Below are 14,754 nucleotides of genomic sequence, written 5' to 3' on the forward strand. Positions count from 1 at the left end.
GCGTCCTTCATTCCGGGTCCGTCCGGTGATTCGTGCAACGGCGCGTCGGTACGCTGGCGGGCGGCCGGCCCGCCGCGGTGCCGGAGCACGCGACTGGGAGCGGAATCGATGACGACCTGGCTGGGCACGCCCGCGCACGCACGATGGCTGGAGAGCGAGTCCGACGCGCTGCTGCGCTTCGCCCGTGCCTCCCGGACGCCGCACGGCTTCGGGTACCTCGACGCCGGCGGCGCGGTCGACCGCGCCCGCCCCACGGAGCTGTGGATCACCTGCCGGATGGTGCACGCCTTCTCGCTCGGCACGCTGCTCGGGCGGCCCGGGTACGCGCCGCTGGTCGACCACGGCCTCGCCTGCCTGACCGAGACGTTCGAGGACCCGGAGCACGGGGGCTGGTTCTCCGCCGTCGGGCCCGGCGTGGCCGGGCCGACGGCCGGGCGCAAGGAGGCCTACCCGCACGCCTTCGTCCTGCTCGCCACCTCCTCCGCGACGGCGGCCGGCCGGTCCGGGGCGGACGAGCTGTTCGCGCGGGCGCGCCGCGTCTCGCTCGAGCGCTTCTGGCGCGAGGACGAGGGCATGGTCGTCGAGAGCTGGGACCGGGCGTTCACCGAGGCCGAGCCCTACCGCGGCGTCAACGCCAACATGCACACCGTCGAGGCGTACCTCGCCACCGCGGACGTCACCGGGGACGACGTCTGGCTCGACCGGGCGGTGCGCATCGTCGCCCGCGTGGTGGACCGGTTCGCCCGGGCGGCGTCGTGGCGCATCCCCGAGCACTTCGACGCCGCGTGGACGCCGCTGCCGGAGTACAACCGGGAGGACCCGGCGCACCCGTTCCGGCCATTCGGCGCAACCGTCGGGCACTGGTTCGAGTGGGCCCGGCTGACCCTCCAGGCGCGCGACGCGCTGGTCTCCCGCGGCAGGGAGGCGGGGGAGTGGATGCTCGACGGCGCACGCGCGCTCTTCGCCGCCGGCACCGCCGAGGGGTGGGCCGTCGACGGTGCGGACGGCTTCGTCTACACCGTGGACCTCGACGGCCGGCCGGTGGTGCGCGAGCGGATGCACTGGGTGCTCACCGAGGCGCTCGGGGCCGCGGCCGTGCTGCACCGCGTCACGGGCGGGGAGGAGTACGAGAGCTGGTACCGCACGTGGTGGGACTACGCCGCGGAGCACCTGCTCGAGGCGCCGGGGGCCTGGCGGCACGAGCTCGACGCCACCAACCTGCCGAGCTCCAGGACGTGGGCCGGCAAGCCGGACGTCTACCACGCGCTGCAGGCGACCCTCCTGGCGCGGCTGCCCGCGAGCCCCGCCATCGCTCCCGCTCTCGCCGCGGGCCTGCTCGACACGTAGGGCACACCCCCCGTGCTCACCCCCTGTCACCCCCCGCACCCACCCGGTGCGAGGTCGGCCATATCAACCCCCGATCACCGTCGGAGGTAGCAGTGGCCGTTCGTGACCGCTGGTGCGCTGGATCTCCCCAGCCACTGCGAGGTCACGATGAACACGATCTTCGTCTGCCCATCCGGACCGGTCAGCTAGGGCACGGCCGTGACGACGCAGATACGGCCGCCCGCCGGCGACGTCGGCGAGCCCGGCCCGGCAACCAATCTTCTCGGCACTGCTGCCGTTCCCGAGACGTCAGCCCCTCGGACGTCAGCTCCTCGAACTTCGGCCCCTCCCGGGCCGTCGCCGCACCGTGCACCGCGCGGCCCCGGCCGCGAGGACCTGCCGCTCGCCCTGCCGTTCCGGCCTTCTGCGCCCCGGCTCTCACCGGTCGGCGAGGACGACGGCGCAGCCTGCGCCGCCGGCGACTCGTCCCGGTTCGTGCTCACGATCCCCCATTGTCACTGATGCGGCCCGCGGCTTCGTCCCGGGGCCTCGTCCCGCACCGGACGGCGGTGCTGCACCGCCGCAGCTGGGCGCGGAACGGCTCGAGGTGGGGCCCCGGTGGACGTGGGGCAGGCACTTCCGCCCTCAGGCGGTGACCGCTGCGGGCTCGCGCGGGGCGGTGCGGAACCGCCGCCGGTACTGCTGCGGGCTCAGGCCACGAACGCGCCGCAGGTGGTGCCGCAGCGTCGCGGCGTTCACGAACCCGACGTCGTTCGCGATCTGGTCGACGGACCGGTCGGTCTGCTCGAGCAGCTGCTCGGCCCGGTGTAGCCGCTGCGTGGTGATCCAGGCGTGCGGCGTCGTGCCCGTCTCGGCGCGGAAGCGCCGGGCGAAGGTCCGGGGTGACATCGCGAACTGCGCCGCGAGGTCGTCCACGGCGAGCTCCTCGTCCAGGTGCTCGACGATCCATGTGAGCACCGGGCCGAGCGTCTCGCTGTCGCACTCGGGCACCGGGTTGGCGATGAACTGGGCCTGGCCCCCCTCGCGCTGCGGCGGCACCACCATGCGGCGCGCGACGAGGCTGGCCGCTGCGGCGCCGAACTCCTCGCGCCACAGGTACAGGCACGCGTCCAGCCCGGCGGCGGTGCCGGCGGAGGTCAGGACACGGTCGTCGTCGACGTAGAGCACCTCGGGGACCACCCGCGCCTTCGGGTAGCGGGCGGCCAGCTCGTCGGTGTGCATCCAGTGGGCGGTGCACCGCCGTCCGTCGAGAAGCCCCGCCGCCCCGAGCGCGAACGCCCCGGAGCACACCGACATCACCCGTGCACCGCGCGCGTGCGCCGCCTGCAGCGCCTCGACCACCGGCCGGGGGACGTCGGCGAACCGCGGCACCGCCGGGACGACCACGAGGTCCGCGGCGGCGACCCGGTCCAGGCCGTGGTGCACCAGCAGGTCGAAGCCCATCGACGTCGGCACGGTCCCGGGCTCCGGCGCGCACACGGCGAAGTCGAAGGTCGGCAGCCCCATCTCGGAGCGGTCCATGCCCCACGACTCGCACACCACGCCGAGCTCGAACGGGGAGACGCCGTCGTAGACGATCGCGACCACGTTGCTGATCATGCGGCCATCGTCCCACAGGAGTGGCAGGAAATCGATGGAACCGGGCAATCCTGCCACTAGTGGCAGGAGATGAGCGACAGCAGTATTTCTGCCATGGACATCGCACTGCTGATCTGGCTGCTCGCCGGACTCGCCTTCGCGGCCTACACCTTCCACCTCTTCCGCGTCGTCGCCGACGACGACCGCGGGCACGCGTTCACCCACCGCCCGTCCCCGCAGAGCCACCTGACGGACAGCACCGCCTGGCCGCCACGGGCCGCCTGAGGCGCGGGCCGGGATGCGACCGCTCACCAGTCCTGACCATCTACCGCAGTTCCGACACCCAGAAGGAGAGAGATGATGGAGCCCTACGTCGGGCACCCGCACGAGGTCCTGGGCAGGATCCGCCTGGACGAGGCCCTGGCCGCCGCCGAGCTCGCGCGGCTGGTGCGCGAGCAGCCGGACCGGATGGTCCGCCGGGCGCTTCCGGGCGCGGTCCTTCTCGCCCGGCTCCGTGCGCGGGTCGGCGCCGACCGTGTGGCCGCGGCCCGCCGCCGCACGGTGACGGCGTCCGCACGCACCTCGGCGGGGCAGGCCTCTCTCGGCGTCGTCGACTGCTGACCGTGGCGGCCGGAGGGGCACCCGCCCGCGCGGGGACGACGTACCCTCGGGCGGTGAGCGAGCAAGGGCGGCGGACCACCGGTGGCATGGTGGTCCTGCTCGGCGCCCTCACCGCCCTCGGGCCGCTGACCATCAACCTCTACCTCCCCGCCTTCCCCGCCATCGCCGAGGAGCTGGGTGCGGGGCCGGGCCAGGTCCAGCTGACGATGACGGCGGCGCTGGCGGGCGTCGCCCTCGGGCAGCTCCTCCTCGGCTCGGTGTCCGACGCCGTCGGCCGGCGGGCCCCGCTGCTGGTGGCCTACGGCGGCTACGTCGTCGTCTCGCTCGGCATCGCCGTCGTGGGGGGACGTCGGCCTGCTGCTCGCGCTGCGGCTGGTGCAGGGCCTGCTCGGGTCGGCGGGGATGGTGGTGGCGCTCGCCGTCGTGCGCGACACCTCGGAGGGCGTGTCCGTCGGCCGGACGATCTCCCGGATCATGCTCGTGGTCGGGGTCGCGCCCGTGCTCGCGCCGGCGCTCGGCTCGCAGCTGCTGCTGGTCGGCTCCTGGCGGCTGCTGTTCGTGGCGCTGGCGGTGCTGGCGGGTGCGCTCCTCGCGCTCGTCGCCGGTGCGCTGCCCGAGACCCTCCCGCGGGAGAGCCGCCGGCGCGGCGGGACCCGCGTCGCGGTACGCACCTACCTCGTGCTCCTCCAGGACCGGACCTTCCTCGGGCTCGTGGCGGTGGCCGGCCTGACCATGGCCGGGCAGTTCACCTACATCACCTCCTCGGCGTTCGTCTTCCAGGAGACCTACGGACTGAGCGCCCAGCAGTTCGGGCTGCTCTTCGGTGCCGGCGCCGTGACGGTCACGGTCGGCACCCAGGTCACCGGCCTCCTGCTCGGTCGCGTGCGGGCCACCCGGATCGTCGGTGGCGCCCTGGCCGTCGCGCTCGGCGGCGCTCTCGGCATCGGGGTGGTCGCCCTGACGGTGGGAACCGGTCCCGGCAGGCTCTGGCCCCTGCTGGCCGTGCTTCTCCCGGCGATCGGCGCGGTCGGGGCGATGATCCCGGCCATCCCGGGGATCGCGCTCGCCCGCCAGGCGCAGGACGCCGGGACGGCGGCGGCCCTCGTCGGCGCCGCGCAGTTCGGCGGGGCCGCGGTGGGCGCGCCGCTGTCGGGGCTGCTGGGCGGTTCGGTGCTGGCGATGTCCGGCGTGATGGCGGTGGCGTTCACCCTTGCCGCCGGCGCGATGGCGGCCGTGCTCCGGCGCGAGCCCGCCCTCTGAGTGCCGGGGCTCCGCCAACGCCCGATGGCCCTGCCAGACTCGCCCCATGGAGACCACGGCCCCGAGCGACGACGCCCTCGAGTACTTCTGGGCAGAGGCCCGCAAGGTCCTCGGCCTGACCAAGATCGAGCCGATCGGCGGCGTGGGGACCACCGGGTCGCTCACCCCGCCGGCGTGGTCGTTCGGCGACAGCGCCGAGATGGCCGACGAGCTCCTCGGCCTCGTCCTCGCCGGCCGCAAGACCGCGACCTCCAGCGCCCTGTGGGAGTGGGAGGCCGACGGCGAGACCCCGCCCGGACCCGGCGCGCTCGGCATCCTCTGCGACGGCGCGGGGGAGCCGCGGGCCCTGATCCGCACCGAGGCCGTCGAGGTGGTGCCGTTCGACCGCGTCCCGGCCGGGCACGCCGCCGCGGAGGGCGAGGGCGACGGCTCGCTGGAGCACTGGCGCGAGGCGCACGCGGCGTACTTCACCGACGTGCTGGCGCAGGTCGGGCGCGCCTTCGCCCCCCGACATGCCGGTGGTGCTGGAGCGCTTCGTGGTGCTGCACCCGAAGCCGCGGCGACGGCGGTAGGCCGGGGCCGTCGACCACGCCGCGCGATCGCCCGGGCCGGCCGGGCGGCGGCTGCTTCAATGACCGTGTGCGCGTGATCGGCTGGCTCCTCGTCCTGCTGCTGGGCGCCGCCGCCGTGCTCACCGTCAACCCGGAGTGGCTCACGAAGATCGACCCCGACTGGGGCGGCCTCACGACCACCTACCCCCTCGTCCAGGTCATCGCGCTGCGCCCGTTGCTCGTGGCCGTCTTCGCCGCCGTCGGCGTCGTCGTGCTCATCGTCGGGGTCGTCAGGAAGTCGTGGTTCGCCGGCGGCAACAAGAGCCTCCTGCTCGGGGCGGCCCTCCTCGCCGTCGCGACGGCGCACGCCTGGCACCTGTGGGACCGTGGGCTGGCCAACCCCCCACGAGCTGACGGCGGACCGCGGGCTGCGCGCGGCCGACCCCGGTGACGGCACGATCACCGTGCTCACCTACAACACCCTCGAGGGCCGCACCACCGCCGACGACGTCGCCGCGCTCGCCGACGAGACCGGCGCCGACGTCCTCGTCCTGAACGAGACGTCGCAGCTGCAGGCCCAGCAGGTCGCCACGTACCTGAACGCCGACGGCGAGGCCTTCCAGGTCTTCGCCGCCACGGCCGAGGAGGAGGGCGCCGCCGAGGAGCCGACCACCGCCCTGCTGGTCGCGGGGTCGATGGGCGAGTACGTGCAGACCTCCGGCCCCGCCACGTACCACGGCACGGTGCGGGCCGAGCCGGCCTCCGGCGTCGGCCCCGTCCTGGTCGGCGTGCACGCGCTCGCACCGGTGCGCGAGCAGCGGGAGCTGTGGCTGAGGGACCTGAACGAGATCGTCGCCCCGTGCGGGGACCGTGGCCCGGACGGGCTGATCATGGCCGGGGACTTCAACGCCACCCTCGACCACGCGCCGATGCAGGACCTCGGCCGGTGCGCCGACGCCGCGGTCGAGGCCGGGGTCGGCGGCATCGCCACCTGGCCGTCGCGACTGCCGGCGCTCCTCGGCTCGACGATCGACCACGTGCTCGTCGACGCCGCCCGGTACGACGTGACCGCCGCGCTCGTCGCCGAGCGCGGCCGCAGCGACCACCGCGGCGTCGTCGCGCGGCTCGAGCCGCTCGAGCCCTGACCGGGCCGGCAGCGCGGACCCGAAAAACGTGGTGCGTCCCGGTCTCCCGGTGCCATCCTCGCGGCATGGAAGAGGTGCGCGTCGTGGAGGTGCGCAGGCCCGCGCACGCCGACGCCCCGCCGTCGCCAGCGGTCCTGGCGTGGCACGAGATCTTCGCCGAGTCCATGCGGGACGTCCTGAGCCACGACGACTTCGCCGACCCGCCGGCCGCGCTGGTCGCCAAGCTCGCCGAGCAGCGCCACGCCGCCAGGACGCTCCTGCTCGCCGTCCGGGACGACGCCGGGGCCGCCGGGGCGCCCGACCCCTCGCACGTCCTCGGCTACGCCTCCATCTTCCTGCCGCTCACGGACAACCTTCACCTCGCCGAGGTGGAGGTGGTGGTCCGGCCCGCCGCCCGCCACCGGGGGATCGGGACCACGCTGTGGCACGCCGTCGAGGAACGGATCCGGTCCACCGGCCGCTCCACCGTGACCACGTGGACGTCGCACGCGGCCGAGGCGCCGGAGGGGACGGTCGCCGTCGTCCCCCGCACCGGCGTGGGCCGCGTCCCGGCCGACGACGACGCGGCGCGTTTCGCGCGCTCGCACGGATTCTCCCTCGAGCAGGGGGAGCGGCAGTCCACCCTCGCCCTGCCCGTGGACCCGGCCCGGGCAGCCGCCTGGCGGGCGGAGGCCGCGGCGGTGGCCGGAGCGGACTACCGGCTCGTGCAGTGGTGCGACCGTGCCCCGGAGGAGTGGCTGGACACCCTCGCCGACCTCCAGCGGCGGATGAGCGTCGACGTGCCGCTCGGAGGTCTCGACCTCCGCGAGGAGGCGTGGGACGCGCGGCGCATCCGGGACATGGAGGAGGAGATGGCGCGGTCCGAGCAGCGCTACGTGCTCAGCGCGGCCGAGCACGTGCCGAGCGGGGAGCTCGCGGCCTTCACCTACGTGGTGCTGCCCCGCAGCCTGCCCGAGGTGGCGTACCAGTACAACACCCTGGTCCACGGCGAGCACCGCGGCCGCCGGCTCGGCCTGCTGGTGAAGGCGGCGAACCTCGAGCTGCTGGCGCGCACCCAGCCCGCGGTGCGCCGCCTGCACACCTGGAACGCGGGGGGAGAACCGGCACATGCTGGCCATCAACGAGCGCATGGGGTTCGTGCCGGCGAGCCTGGAGGGCGTCTGGCAACGCCGGTACGAGGGCGAGAGCGGGGGCGCGGCCGGGCGTGACCGCACCGCGGTTGAGGGGGCCGGGGCGTCCGTCTGAGGCCGCCGCGCCGGGTCCGGCGCGTCCCGGTCGTCAGCCGGTCCCCAGCTCCTCCTGGTCGAACGGCAGGTGCTCGGCGACCCAGTCCACCGAGAGCTCGACGACGGCGTCGATCCGGTCCCGCATCCCGTGCGCGGCGCCGTCGACCACCTCCAGCCGCGACCCGGCCGGCAGGAGCGGCAGGCCCTCGCGGCTCAGCGCCACCAGGTCGGTGCCCTGCTCGTCCTCCTCGCCGTGGACGAGCAGCACGGGCACGCGGACCGTGCCCAGCAGCTCGGCGGGGTCGATGAGCGAGTAGTCCGCCAGGGTCTGCTTGGAGATCACCGAGTACTCGCGCGCGGCGGCCTCGTTGTCGTCGGGGATGCGGGCGTAGCCGTGCTGCTCGAGGTCGTCGAGCTGGCCGGGGGAGAAGATCTTCTCCCACGGATAGGACATCGGGCCGGTGAGCGGGCCGGTGAGGACCATCGTGACGACGTCCGGCAGCTGGGCGCGCATGGCGGCGAGCGTGCCGAACGAGTGGGCGTGGACCACCTGCACCGGGTACCCCTGCTCCGTCAGCCAGGCCGACGCGGACCGCAGGTCCTCGACCTCGCCCGCGACCGTGACGATGTCGTCGCCGCTGGCGCCGCACCCGGAGAAGTCGATCTGCAGGGTGGCGTGGCCGGCGGTGCGGTACGCCGAGGCGAGGATGTCGAAGCGCATGGAGGAGTGGCGGTCCGAGAGGAAGCCGTGCGCGAAGAGCACCGCGGTGGTCCCCGGGCCGGGTTCGAAGGTGCCCGCCAGCGGGACCCCCCGCGGCGTGGTGATCTCGACCTCGGCCATGCCTCCACCGTAAAGGGCGGGTATGGATCCGGTGCGGACTCTCCCGGTCGTCTCGCGATGCGGGAGCGCGGGACCCGTCTGACGGGCGGGGGTCAGCCGTTGACGACGGCGGCGAGCGCGGCGAGGCTGTCGCGCCAGAACTTCTTGGTCTCGCCCACCGCGTCGCCGTCGGGCAGGCGCAGGTGCTGGACGGAGAGGCGCACCTTCGCGCGACCGTCCCGTCCGGGCGCGACCTCGTCGACGAGCATGGTGATCCGCGAGCCGTCGTCGGCGGTCATGCGCACGGACCGCGGCTCGGTGACGCCGAGCATCTGCCAGTCGACGTCGAGCCAGTCCCGGCGCAGGTCGTCGTCGGCCAGGTACGGCCAGAGCGCCTGGGGCGTGGTGTAGAGCGTCTTCGTCGCGCCCGCCTCCCAGGTGCCGTCGCTGCGCTGGCCCGGCGCGCGCATCCCCCGCGACTGCTCGTAGCCGACGGTGACGCTCTGCGCCCACCAGCCGTCGACGTCGTGCTCGCCGCCGAGCCACCGCGCGATGCGGGTGTGGTCCCACTCCTGCGCGCCGGTCTCGTCCAGGACGGCGTACCACTCGGCGCGGCTGCGTCCCGTCGCGTCGCGGAGCCGCTCGTCCCCCACCTGCTCGGCGTTGCTGCGCGTGACCATGGCAGGGAGCCTACGCGCGGGCGGGCCGCGGCGTGCGGGCGGGCCCTGGTGCCGGGTCCGGACCGTGGCCACGGCGTCCGCCGCGGTCCACGCGCAGGCGGCGGACTCCGACGGCCGCGGCCTCCATGGCGGCATTGTGGACCTCAGCCGCCCGGCACGGCCGCCAGGTCGAGCACCGCGGCGGCGATCTCCTCCGGCTCCGTCTCCGGCAGCCAGTGGCCCGCCGGCAGCTCGACGAACCGGTACGGGGCGTCGACGTGCCTGCCCGTGCGGCGGGCCGCCGCACGCCGCAGGGCGGGGTCGCCCGATCCCCACAGGTAGGTGGTGGGCACCGCGACGTCCCCGGTACGCAGCCGGCTCAGCGGCACCGCCCGGTACCAGTTCAGCGCCGCCCGCAGCGCACCCGGCTCGCGCATCCGCCGCGTGTAGCACTCCACCCACGGGTCGGGGAGCCCGGAGGCGGCCAGGAGGGCCCGGAGCCGTCGGCGCATCACCGCCTCCGGCGCCCATGGCAGCTGGAAGAGGCCCGTGTACCACAGCCGCACCGCCTGGCTCGGGCTCGCCAGCGCGCCGGCCAGGGCGCGGGGGTGCGGGGTGGAGACGGCGGTGAGCGAGGCCACCCGGTCCGGGTGCTCCGCCGCCAGCGCCCAGGCGACACCGCCGCCCCAGTCGTGCCCGACCACGTGCGCCCGGTCCACCCCGGCCGCCGGCACCGCGCGCGTGCCGCCGCCTGGCTCGCCCACGGTGTCGACGGCGTCGATCTCGGCGTGACGACCGCCGCCGACGGGCACCAGCACCGCGGTGTCGATCTCGGCGCGTTGCACGCCCTCGCGGCGGAGGCGGACGCGGTGCTGACGGGCGGGATCTCCGCGCGCGCGCCGGAGGCCCTGGCGGAGCACCTTCACGAGGACTGGCTGCACGTCACCCGGGACGACCGCCTCGCGCTGACGCGGTGGGACGCGCCCCGGCTCCGTGCCGCCGTCTCCGACTCCTACCTCCAGCGCGATGCGGTGGGCGCGCCCGCGGGGTGGACGCTGACGGACCTGTCGGACGGCTCCGCGCCGTCGTGGGGCCTCGACGACGCCGGAGCGCGCCGTCGTCGCCGGGCCGCGACGCTCCTCATGACGGCCCTCCCCGGCACCGCCTACGTCCGCATGGGCGAGCCGGTCGCATCGTCCCGCGCGGCGAGGACCCCGCCGGCACGATCGCCGAGGTGGCGCGCCTCGCCACCGAGCAGCGCGGCACGCCTGGCAGCCCGTTCGAGCGGTACCGGCAAGCGCTGCGGCTGCGCCGCGAGCTGAGCCTGGGCACCGGCCATGTCGCGTGGGTGGACGACCCGCAGTACGCGGGGACGCTGGCCTTCATCAACCGTGACGTGCTGGTGCTGACGAACGTCTCGGACCGGGACGTGCGCGTGCCGGCGGAGCGGGAGATCCTGCACGCCAGCGAGGACCTGCCGATGCCGTTGGACGGGATGGTCAGCGTGCCGCCCGACACGACGGTGTGGATCGCGCTGGACTGACGAGGCCTAGCCCTTGACGGCGCCCGCCGTCAGTCCGCCCACGATGTAGCGCTGCAGGAACATGAAGAGCAGGAGCACCGGCAGCGCACTGATCACCGCCCCGGCGGCGAACAGGCCCCAGTTCGCCTCGAGCAACGAGGACACCCAGCCGTACAGCCCCACCGCCAGCGTCCAGTTCTGCTCGGACTGCAGGATCACGCGGGCGATGACGAAGTCGGAGAACGAGCTGATGAAGGAGAGCAGGCCGACGACGGCCAGGATCGGCGCCACCAGGCGCAGGATGATCGTCCAGTAGATCTGGGCGTGCGTGGCGCCGTCGATCTTGGCGGCCTCGTCGAGCTCGCGCGGCACGGTGTTGAAGAAGCCGTACATCAGGAACGTGTTCACGCCGAGGGCGCCGCCCAGGTACACGCAGATGAGTGCGATCTGACTGTTCAGGCCCAGCACGGGCACCACGTTCCGCAGCCCGAGCAGCAGCAGGAAGATGGCGACGAAGGCAAGTATCTGCGGGAACATCTGGATGACGAGGAGGCTCATGAGACCGACCCGCCGCCCGGTGAACCGGAACCTCGAGAAGGCGTACGCCGCGGCTGCGCCCATCAGGACGGTGCCGACGGCGGTGACCGTGCCGATGAACAACGTGTTGCGCACCCACGTCCAGAAGTAGGTGCCGTTCAGCTCGGCGAAGTTGGCGCCGCTGACCTCGCTGAAGAGCGAGTTGGACCCCGTGAGCGTTCCGCCCGGGTTGAGCGAGGCGGACAGGACGTACACGATCGGGAACGCTGCGTAGACGACGGCCACGACACCGACGACGTGCCGCCATCCGACCTCGCTGAACCAGCGGCGGCGGCTCACCCGGTTGACCGGCGCCGCCGTAGGGGTGGTTGCGGTGGCCATGTCAGTTGATCTCCTCGAGCGAGCGGGTCCGGCGGAAGCTGATCACGGAGATGGTCGCGACGATCAGGAAGATGACGATCGACAGGGCGCTGGCCAGGCCGTAGTTCTTGTCCGCCGTGCCGTCGAGTCCGGAGATCGAGTAGACCATCGAGATGAGGATGTCGGTGTGCCCGATGGGCACGGAGGCGTCAGCCATCCGTGGCCCGCCGCCGGTCAGCATGTAGATGAGGTTGAAGTTGTTGAAGTTGAACGCGAAGGAGGAGATCAGCAGCGGCGCGGTGGAGACCATGAGCAGCGGGAGCACCACGGAGCGCCACGTCCGGAACCTGCTTGCGCCGTCGATCTTGGCCGCCTCCAGGACGTCCTTCGGGATCGACTGGAGGGCACCGGTGCAGATCAGGAACATGTACGGGAAACCCAGCCACAGGTTCACCCCGATCACCGAGAGCTTCGCCAGCCACGGATCGGTGAGCCACGGGATCTCGGCGCCGCCGAGGAGCACCGAGTTGACGAAGCCGAAGCGCCGGTTGAGCAGCCCCGACCACAGCAGGGCGGCGAGGAAGCCCGGGAAGGCGTAGGGCAGGATCAGCAGCGTCCGGTAGATCTTGCGCCCGCGGACCCTCTCGTCGTTGAAGACCATGGCGAGGAAGAGCCCGAGCAGGAAGGTCGTCACCACGGACAGCACGGAGAAGGCGAGCGTCCACAGGAGCACCTGCAGGAAGGGCCCGGAGTAGCGGGTGTCGCCGAACGCCGTGGCGAAGTTCTCGAGGCCGACGAAGACCTTCCAGCCCACCGGCAGGGTGGTGCCGTCCGGCGCCTCGAACATGCCGTCCTCGTTCGGCGTGTAGACGGTCCCGGTCAGGGTGTCCGTCATGGTGTCGGCCACCTCGTCGTACGCCAAGGTGGACACGAACACGTACCCGTTCCGCGCGTCCTGGGTGCGCACCGAGCCGTCCGAGGGGTCGTCGGAGACGGGGACGCGCAGGGCGGTGACCTCTGCCTGACGCTCGAGCACCTCCTGGCGCGCGAGCACGTCGTAGCCGGGCACGTCGGTGACCGCACCGTCCGTCACGACGGCGTCGTCGACCGTCTCGAGCGGAGCCTCCGCCCGCCCCACCCGGACCTCGCCGTCGTCGACGATTGCGAACGCGAGCTCTCCCCCCGTCGTCCAGCACCACGAGCGGGTACGCGGCGGAGCCTTCGACACGGCGCTCGTTCTGGATCAGCAGCGCCTCCACGGCGTCGCCCTTGGTGGAGTTGTGGCCGTCGCCGTAGTTGGTCAGGGCCACGTAGCCCGTGTAGGCGACGACGAAGACCTGGTAGACGAGCAGGAACGCCAGTCCGGGAAGCAGGTACTTCATCGGGAGCGTGCGCTTCGAGAAGTAGACGTAGTCGGCCGCCACGACGAGCACGGCCGTGGCGGCGAGCACGCCGTAGGACTCGGCGGCCCACGCTGCCAGGACCACGTACACGCCGAAGGCGTTGACCAGCGCCATCAGCACGACCTTGACGAGGAAGCCGCGGCTGAAGGTGCTGGCGTGGGAGCTGCGGGAGACGGGCGGCGCCGGCCGTTCGGCCTCGATCCGTCGCTCCACCTCGGTGCGGGCGCTCATGTGGGACCTCCGTCGGGCGTCGTGGCCCGACCGTTAGTGGGGTTCGTCGTCGACCCCGGGTTCTGTCCTCCGGCGGTGCCGGTGATCGGCGCGAGGCGCCGTTCCGGCGGGTGCGGGGCCGTGGCCCTGCACCCGCCGGAGGGGGGTCAGGCGGCGTCGAGCGCGCCCTGGATGTCCGAGACCATCTTCTCCCAGGCCGCCACGGGCTCCTGCGAGCCGCTGACGATCGCAGCCTCCGTCACGCCCCAGAAGTTCCACACCGCACCCATCTCCGGGATGGACGGCATCGGCACGGCGTTCGTGCCGACCTCACGGAACCCGGCGGTGACCGGGTCGGAGGAGGCGCTGTCGGCGGCGGCGACGAGCGCCGGCGGACGGTCCCCGGCCTCGTAGAGGGCCAGCTGGGCCTCCTCGGTCGACATGAAGTTCACGAGGAAGTCGTTGGCGAGCAGGGCGTTCTCGCTCTTGGCGTTGACGTAGAAGCCCTGCACCCCGGCGAACGGCTGGGCGGGCTCGCCGCCCGCGCTCGGGATCGGGTCGACAGCCAGGTCCAGGCCCTCGAAGCTGGCGATCATCCACGGTCCGCCGATGATGAAGGGCGACTCGCCGTTGGCGAAGGCCTCCACCGCGATGTCGTAGGTGATGGCGGTGTCCAGCGTGCCCGCCTCACCCTGCGCGGCCAGCCACTGCGCGAACGCGTTGCCGGGCTCGCCGCCGAGCGCGAGCTCCGGGGAGTAGGAACCGTCGTCGTTCTGGACGAACACCGGAGCGCCGAACGAGGTCTGGAGCGGGTACATCGTGTAGGGGTCGCCCTCCTCGCTCACCTGGATGAGGACGGGGTACTTCGTGCCCGCGGCCTGGCCGGCGGCGACGGCGTCGTCCCAGGTCGCCGGGGCCTCGGGAGCGAGGGCGGTGTTGCGGATGAGGCCGATGTTCTCGACCGCGTAGGGCAGCCCGTAGACCTGACCGTCCTGGGTGAACGCCTCGATCGCGACGGTCTCGAACTCGGAGGCCTTGTCGCCGAGCTCGATCGGGGCCACGACGCCGTTCGCGGTCATCTCGCCGAGCCAGTCGTGCGCGCCCACCGTGATGTCCGGCCCCTCACCCGTCGGGACCTGGGCGAGGAAGTCGGCGCGGATGTCCTCGAAGTTCTTCAGGACCGTCTCGACGGTGGCGCCGGTCTCCTCCTCGAACGCCGTGGCGGCCGCCTCGACGGCGTCCTTCCGGGTCTCGTCCGTCCAGATGGTCAGCGTGCCGCCGTCACCGGCGTCGCTGGTCTCGCCGGCCGCGGGGGCCGCGCCGGTCTCCTCGTCGGTGGCGTCGCCGCCCCCCGCCGCAGGCGGCGAGCGCCATCGTCATGCCGACGGCGGCCGCAAGGGTGATGCTCCGTCGCATCTGAGTCTCCTGTGGGGATAGGTGGGATATTCAGTCGCGGCTCGCCCCTGTCGTCGCCGACGGGACCGGTCCGGATGTCTCGACAGTAACTGCGGTACT

The 14,754-nt window shown here is 73.5% G+C and carries 17 protein-coding genes and 2 pseudogenes; 12 read left to right on the top strand and 7 right to left on the bottom strand.

What is annotated here, in order from left to right; all coding sequences use genetic code 11:
• Window positions 1–108: 108 nt before the first annotated feature.
• Window positions 109–1,347, top strand: coding sequence for an AGE family epimerase/isomerase (locus DA06_RS09820; RefSeq protein WP_043499526.1), 1,239 nt, complete (start codon window positions 109–111; stop codon window positions 1,345–1,347).
• A 624-nt stretch (window positions 1,348–1,971) separates the two neighbouring features.
• On the opposite strand, the gene DA06_RS09825 is transcribed toward DA06_RS09820, so the two are convergent.
• Entirely contained in the window at window positions 1,972–2,946 is a 975-nt protein-coding gene (locus tag DA06_RS09825; RefSeq protein ID WP_043499534.1) for a helix-turn-helix domain-containing protein, read from the bottom strand.
• Between the two features lie 69 nt (window positions 2,947–3,015).
• Between DA06_RS09825 and DA06_RS09830 the strand changes: the two genes are divergently transcribed.
• The 8 genes and pseudogenes from DA06_RS09830 (at window position 3,016) to DA06_RS09865 (ending at window position 7,710) form a co-directional block, all read left to right on the top strand.
• Window positions 3,016–3,210: a hypothetical protein gene (locus tag DA06_RS09830; RefSeq protein ID WP_418607557.1), complete on the top strand. Its 195-nt coding sequence runs from the start codon at window positions 3,016–3,018 to the stop codon at window positions 3,208–3,210.
• Between the two features lie 75 nt (window positions 3,211–3,285).
• Entirely contained in the window at window positions 3,286–3,546 is a 261-nt protein-coding gene (locus DA06_RS09835; RefSeq protein ID WP_418607558.1) for a hypothetical protein, read from the top strand.
• 86 nt (window positions 3,547–3,632) lie between these two features.
• A pseudogene (locus DA06_RS09840) lies at window positions 3,633–3,872 on the top strand (MFS transporter); the annotation flags it as partial.
• Window positions 3,873–3,900: 28 nt separating this feature from the next.
• The gene (locus DA06_RS09845) at window positions 3,901–4,806 is read left to right on the top strand and encodes an MFS transporter (RefSeq protein ID WP_418607961.1); all 906 of its coding nucleotides are present in this window, start codon (window positions 3,901–3,903) and stop codon (window positions 4,804–4,806) included.
• A 46-nt stretch (window positions 4,807–4,852) separates the two neighbouring features.
• Complete coding sequence (locus DA06_RS09850; protein WP_418607560.1) at window positions 4,853–5,455, top strand: ASCH domain-containing protein; 603 nt, start codon at window positions 4,853–4,855, stop codon at window positions 5,453–5,455.
• Window positions 5,452–5,808 carry a hypothetical protein gene (locus DA06_RS09855; RefSeq protein ID WP_418607562.1) on the top strand — a complete coding sequence of 119 codons (357 nt, stop codon included), beginning with the start codon at window positions 5,452–5,454 and terminating at the stop codon, window positions 5,806–5,808. The genes DA06_RS09850 and DA06_RS09855 overlap by 4 nt, the downstream gene beginning before the upstream one ends.
• Entirely contained in the window at window positions 5,744–6,502 is a 759-nt protein-coding gene (locus DA06_RS09860) for an endonuclease/exonuclease/phosphatase family protein (protein WP_418607563.1), read from the top strand. The genes DA06_RS09855 and DA06_RS09860 overlap by 65 nt, the downstream gene beginning before the upstream one ends.
• Window positions 6,503–6,567: 65 nt before the next feature.
• Window positions 6,568–7,710, top strand: coding sequence for a GNAT family N-acetyltransferase (locus DA06_RS09865; RefSeq protein WP_052436601.1), 1,143 nt, complete (start codon window positions 6,568–6,570; stop codon window positions 7,708–7,710).
• Window positions 7,711–7,780: 70 nt separating this feature from the next.
• Here DA06_RS09865 and DA06_RS09870 read toward each other — a convergent pair whose 3' ends face one another.
• From DA06_RS09870 to DA06_RS09880, 3 genes are all read right to left on the bottom strand, one after another.
• Window positions 7,781–8,569, bottom strand: a complete 789-nt coding sequence (locus tag DA06_RS09870) for an alpha/beta hydrolase family protein (RefSeq protein WP_043499538.1) — start codon at window positions 8,567–8,569, stop codon at window positions 7,781–7,783.
• Between the two features lie 92 nt (window positions 8,570–8,661).
• Window positions 8,662–9,228, bottom strand: coding sequence for a hypothetical protein (locus tag DA06_RS09875; RefSeq protein ID WP_418607565.1), 567 nt, complete (start codon window positions 9,226–9,228; stop codon window positions 8,662–8,664).
• 143 nt (window positions 9,229–9,371) lie between these two features.
• Complete coding sequence (locus DA06_RS09880; protein WP_418607566.1) at window positions 9,372–10,025, bottom strand: alpha/beta fold hydrolase; 654 nt, start codon at window positions 10,023–10,025, stop codon at window positions 9,372–9,374.
• Here DA06_RS09880 and DA06_RS09885 point away from each other — a divergent pair.
• Together DA06_RS09885 and DA06_RS09890 are read left to right on the top strand one after the other, a co-directional pair.
• Complete coding sequence (locus tag DA06_RS09885) at window positions 9,996–10,529, top strand: hypothetical protein (protein ID WP_418607568.1); 534 nt, start codon at window positions 9,996–9,998, stop codon at window positions 10,527–10,529. The two genes, DA06_RS09880 and DA06_RS09885, sit on opposite strands and share 30 nt — an antisense overlap.
• 26 nt (window positions 10,530–10,555) lie before the next feature.
• Window positions 10,556–10,750, top strand: a complete 195-nt coding sequence (locus DA06_RS09890; protein ID WP_418607569.1) for a hypothetical protein — start codon at window positions 10,556–10,558, stop codon at window positions 10,748–10,750.
• A gap of 6 nt (window positions 10,751–10,756) precedes the next feature.
• On the opposite strand, the gene DA06_RS09895 is transcribed toward DA06_RS09890, so the two are convergent.
• From DA06_RS09895 to DA06_RS09905, 3 genes and pseudogenes are all read right to left on the bottom strand, one after another.
• Window positions 10,757–11,647: a sugar ABC transporter permease gene (locus DA06_RS09895; protein ID WP_043499552.1), complete on the bottom strand. Its 891-nt coding sequence runs from the start codon at window positions 11,645–11,647 to the stop codon at window positions 10,757–10,759.
• Window position 11,648: 1 nt separating this feature from the next.
• Window positions 11,649–13,260 (bottom strand): annotated as a pseudogene (locus DA06_RS09900) (ABC transporter permease subunit).
• A gap of 146 nt (window positions 13,261–13,406) precedes the next feature.
• Window positions 13,407–14,510, bottom strand: coding sequence for a sugar ABC transporter substrate-binding protein (locus DA06_RS09905; protein WP_418607963.1), 1,104 nt, complete (start codon window positions 14,508–14,510; stop codon window positions 13,407–13,409).
• On the opposite strand from DA06_RS09905, the gene DA06_RS09910 reads away from it, so the two are divergent.
• Window positions 14,398–14,676 carry a hypothetical protein gene (locus DA06_RS09910; RefSeq protein WP_418607571.1) on the top strand — a complete coding sequence of 93 codons (279 nt, stop codon included), beginning with the start codon at window positions 14,398–14,400 and terminating at the stop codon, window positions 14,674–14,676. The two genes, DA06_RS09905 and DA06_RS09910, sit on opposite strands and share 113 nt — an antisense overlap.
• Window positions 14,677–14,754 lie beyond the last annotated feature (78 nt).

The sequence above is a fragment of the Georgenia sp. SUBG003 genome (genome assembly GCF_000715355.2).
In the GTDB taxonomy this organism is placed as follows: Bacteria; Actinomycetota; Actinomycetes; order Actinomycetales; family Actinomycetaceae; genus Georgenia.

Bases quoted from the DNA above. Each gene is read 5' to 3' on its own strand.
- DA06_RS09895 (WP_043499552.1), bottom strand. From the start codon at position 11,647: ATGGCCACCGCAACCACCCCTACGGCGGCGCCGGTCAACCGGGTGAGC.
- DA06_RS09870 (WP_043499538.1), bottom strand. From the start codon at position 8,569: ATGGCCGAGGTCGAGATCACCACGCCGCGGGGGGTCCCGCTGGCGGGC.
- DA06_RS09865 (WP_052436601.1), top strand. From the start codon at position 6,568: ATGGAAGAGGTGCGCGTCGTGGAGGTGCGCAGGCCCGCGCACGCCGAC.
- DA06_RS09825 (WP_043499534.1), bottom strand. From the start codon at position 2,946: ATGATCAGCAACGTGGTCGCGATCGTCTACGACGGCGTCTCCCCGTTC.
- DA06_RS09820 (WP_043499526.1), top strand. From the start codon at position 109: ATGACGACCTGGCTGGGCACGCCCGCGCACGCACGATGGCTGGAGAGC.
- DA06_RS09875 (WP_418607565.1), bottom strand. From the start codon at position 9,228: ATGGTCACGCGCAGCAACGCCGAGCAGGTGGGGGACGAGCGGCTCCGC.
- DA06_RS09835 (WP_418607558.1), top strand. From the start codon at position 3,286: ATGGAGCCCTACGTCGGGCACCCGCACGAGGTCCTGGGCAGGATCCGC.
- DA06_RS09850 (WP_418607560.1), top strand. From the start codon at position 4,853: ATGGAGACCACGGCCCCGAGCGACGACGCCCTCGAGTACTTCTGGGCA.
- DA06_RS09910 (WP_418607571.1), top strand. From the start codon at position 14,398: ATGTCCTCGAAGTTCTTCAGGACCGTCTCGACGGTGGCGCCGGTCTCC.
- DA06_RS09830 (WP_418607557.1), top strand. From the start codon at position 3,016: ATGAGCGACAGCAGTATTTCTGCCATGGACATCGCACTGCTGATCTGG.